Origin of the sequence: Nocardioides sp. REDSEA-S30_B4 (genome assembly GCF_001627265.1) — a bacterium.
Taxonomy (GTDB): domain Bacteria; phylum Actinomycetota; class Actinomycetes; order Propionibacteriales; family Nocardioidaceae; genus Nocardioides.
In genome coordinates this window covers 1-2,986 of sequence record NZ_LUPI01000095.1, presented here as the reverse complement: position 1 = coordinate 2,986, position 2,986 = coordinate 1, and the positions used below count along the sequence as shown (strand labels likewise).

Genomic DNA, 2,986 nt, shown 5'->3' with positions numbered 1-2,986 from the left:
CCAGGCCCAGGCCCAGGCGGCGGGCTTCGGCGGCGTACGACGTGGCGGCGGCGTGGGCCGCGCCGGTCCCCGCCGCCGCACCGCTGCGGACGAAGGTGCCGCGTCGTCCCTCGGTGACGACCACGCCGTCGGCCTCGAGCTCCTTGTAGGCGCGGGCGACGGTGCCGGCCGAGAGCCCGAGCTCCGCCGCGAGGCCCCGGACGGTCGGGAGCCGGGTGCCCGGGGCGAGGTCGCCGCTCGCGGCGCGGGTGGCGACCTGGCGGCGCAGCTGCTCGAAGGGCGGCTCGGACGAGGACGGGTCGAGGGGCAGGACGCTCACGGCCCCAGGGTAGGCATCGTGCTAGACAGCGGGGCATGGAACCGGACGTGCTGGTGGTGGGCGAGGCGCTGGTCGACGTGGTGCACGCGGGCGACGGCTCGGTGAGCGAGCGTGCGGGCGGGAGCGCCGCCAACGTGGCCGTGGCGCTGGCCCGGCTGGGCCGGCCGGTGCGGTTCGCGACCGCCTTCGCCGAGGACGAGTACGGCGCTGTGCTGGCCGACCACCTGTCCACGGCCGGGGTCGACCTGGCGTCGGACCCGCATGTGGTGGGACGGACGTCCTCGGCCGTGGCCACGATCGGGTCGGACGGCGCGGCGTCGTACGAGTTCGACGTGGACTGGCAGCTCGGGGAGGTGCCGGTGCAGCCGGCGCCGATGGCGGTCCACGTGTGCTCGCTGGGCGCGGTGCTGGCCCCGGGCGCGGCGGACGTGCGGTCCCTCGTCGACCGGGTGCGGGGGGCCGCCACGATCACCTACGACGTCAACGCCCGGCCGTCGATCACCGGTACCGGCGCCGACGTGGTCGCGACCGTGGAGGCCCTCATCGCACTGTCCGACGTCGTGAAGGTGAGCGACGAGGACCTCGAGACCCTGTGGCCGGACCTGCCGGTCGAGGCCGCGGCCCGGCGGCTCGCCGGGCTCGGCCCGCGCGCGGTCGTCGTCACGCGCGGTGGGGAGGGCGCGAGCTGGGTCGAGGCCGATCGGCGCGTCGACGTCGGGTCGCGACCGGTCACGGTGGCCGACACGATCGGCGCGGGCGACACCTTCGCCGCGGCGCTGGTCGACGGGCTGTGGACCCACGGGCTGCTCGGGGGCCGTCTGCCGGTGCTCACCGACGAGGTCGTCGAGGACCTGCTGGCGCACGCCGCGCGGGCCGCGGCGGTGACGGTGTCGCGGCCGGGGGCCGACCCGCCGTACCGCACCGAGCTCTGAGGACCCCTCGACCCGACGGCTCGATGTGCCGGCTCGATGTGCCGGAGGGGGACGGCCTGCGCGAGGATGGCTCCGTGCGCCTGCGGATCGACCTCGCCTACGACGGCGGCGGCTTCCACGGCTGGGCCGCCCAGCCGGGCCTGCGCACGGTGCAGGGCGAGGTGGAGCAGGCGCTCGCGGTGGCGCTGAGGCGGCGTGAGGCCGACGGGACGCTGCTGCGCGTGCCGGTCGTCTGCGCGGGGCGCACCGACACCGGCGTCCACGCCCGTGGTCAGGTGCTCCACGTCGACACCACTGCTGAGGAGCTCGTCGCGTCCGCGGGGCGCTCGCCCGAGCCGCCGCTGGACGCGCTGGTCCGACGGCTCGGCGGCATCCTGCCCGACGACGTGGTCGTCCGCTCGGTGCGTGAGGCGCCGGAGGGCTTCGACGCCCGCTTCTCCGCGACGTGGCGCCGCTACGTCTACCGGGTGGCCGACCGCCCGGCCTCGGTCGACCCGCTGACCCGGTCGCACGTGCTGGCGTGGCGGCGGCCGCTGTCGCTGGAGGCGCTGCAGGCGGCCTCGGGGCCGCTGGTGGGGCTGCACGACTTCGCCGCGTTCTGCAAGCAGCGCGAGGGTGCTACCACGGTCCGCACCCTGCTCGACCTCACCTGGGTGCGCCGCGACGACGGCGTGCTGGAGGCGACGGTGCGCGCCGACGCGTTCTGCCACTCGATGGTGCGCGCGCTCGTCGGCTGCCTGCTGGCCGTGGGGGAGGGGCGTCGCGAGGTGACCTGGCCGGCCGAGGTGCTCGGGGCCACCAGCCGGTCGCCGGAGGTCACCGTGGCGCACGCGCACGGGCTGACCCTGGAGGAGGTCGGCTACCCCGACGACGACGAGCTCGCCGCACGGGCCGAGCAGACCCGCGCCCGCCGTCCGCCGCTGGACGGGGCCGACGCTGACACCACGCAGGAGGGCGAGGGATGACCGAGGACGAGCACTACTTCACCGCCGACCCGACGGTCGCCTTCCGGCGGGAGCCGGTCACGGCCTCGGTGTGGGGCGTCGACCTCACCCTCGACTCCGGCTCGGGCGTCTTCGCGCGCGGGCGCCTCGACGTCGGCACCGCGGTGCTCTTCCGCGAGACCGAGGCGCCGAGCCGGGGCCACGTGCTCGACCTCGGCTGTGGGTACGGCGTGATCGGCCTCGCCGCCGCCGTGGCCGCTCCGGCCGTGCGCGTGACGGCCGTCGACGTCAACGAGCGGGCACTGCTGCTGGCCCGGGAGAACGCCGCGGCCCTCGGGGTCGCCGACCGCTACCGGGCCGAGCTGCCCGAGCAGGTCGATCCCACGACGACGTACGACGAGATCTGGTCCAACCCGCCCATCCGGGTCGGCAAGCAGGCGCTGCACGACCTGCTGCTCACCTGGCTCCCGCGGCTGGCTCCGGGCGGGCGCGCGGTGATGGTGGTGGGCAAGAACCTCGGCGCCGACTCGCTGCAGCGCTGGCTCGGAGAGCAGGGCTGGCCGACGACGCGGCTCGCATCGGCCAAGGGGTTCCGGATCCTGGAGACCCGACGCGGCTGACGCCCGTGCGCGGGCGGACGGTTCGGCCGTGCGTGAGCGACCTCTCGGCCGTGCGTGAGTGACGGTTCGGCCGTGCGCGAGTGACGGTTCGGCCGTGCGTGAGCGACCTCTCGGCGGTGGGGGTCAGGGGGTGATGGCCTCGGCGAGGAGGGGGGCGGCGGCGGGGTCGTC

At 76.3% G+C, this 2,986-nt stretch carries 4 protein-coding genes; 3 read left to right on the top strand and 1 reads right to left on the bottom strand.

What is annotated here, in order from left to right; translation table 11 throughout:
- A partial coding sequence (locus A6R01_RS16465) for a GntR family transcriptional regulator (RefSeq protein WP_292608197.1) occupies positions 1 to 319 on the bottom strand: 319 nt, incomplete at its 3' end.
- A 35-nt stretch (positions 320 to 354) separates the two neighbouring features.
- On the opposite strand from A6R01_RS16465, the gene A6R01_RS16460 reads away from it, so the two are divergent.
- The 3 genes from A6R01_RS16460 to A6R01_RS16450 all read left to right on the top strand — a co-directional run bounded on the left by A6R01_RS16460 (position 355) and on the right by A6R01_RS16450 (position 2,815).
- Positions 355 to 1,251: a PfkB family carbohydrate kinase gene (locus A6R01_RS16460; protein ID WP_292608194.1), complete on the top strand. Its 897-nt coding sequence runs from the start codon at positions 355 to 357 to the stop codon at positions 1,249 to 1,251.
- Positions 1,252 to 1,325: 74 nt separating this feature from the next.
- The gene (truA, locus tag A6R01_RS16455; protein ID WP_292608192.1) at positions 1,326 to 2,216 is read left to right on the top strand and encodes a tRNA pseudouridine(38-40) synthase TruA; all 891 of its coding nucleotides are present in this window, start codon (positions 1,326 to 1,328) and stop codon (positions 2,214 to 2,216) included.
- A complete protein-coding gene (locus tag A6R01_RS16450; protein ID WP_292608189.1) occupies positions 2,213 to 2,815 on the top strand; it encodes a methyltransferase in 603 nt (200 codons plus the stop codon). Before truA ends, A6R01_RS16450 begins: the two co-directional genes overlap by 4 nt.
- Positions 2,816 to 2,986 lie beyond the last annotated feature (171 nt).

Coding starts and splice junctions, on each gene's coding strand:
- A6R01_RS16460 (WP_292608194.1), top strand. CDS start 355: ATGGAACCGGACGTGCTGGTGGTGGGCGAGGCGCTGGTCGACGTGGTG.
- A6R01_RS16450 (WP_292608189.1), top strand. CDS start 2,213: ATGACCGAGGACGAGCACTACTTCACCGCCGACCCGACGGTCGCCTTC.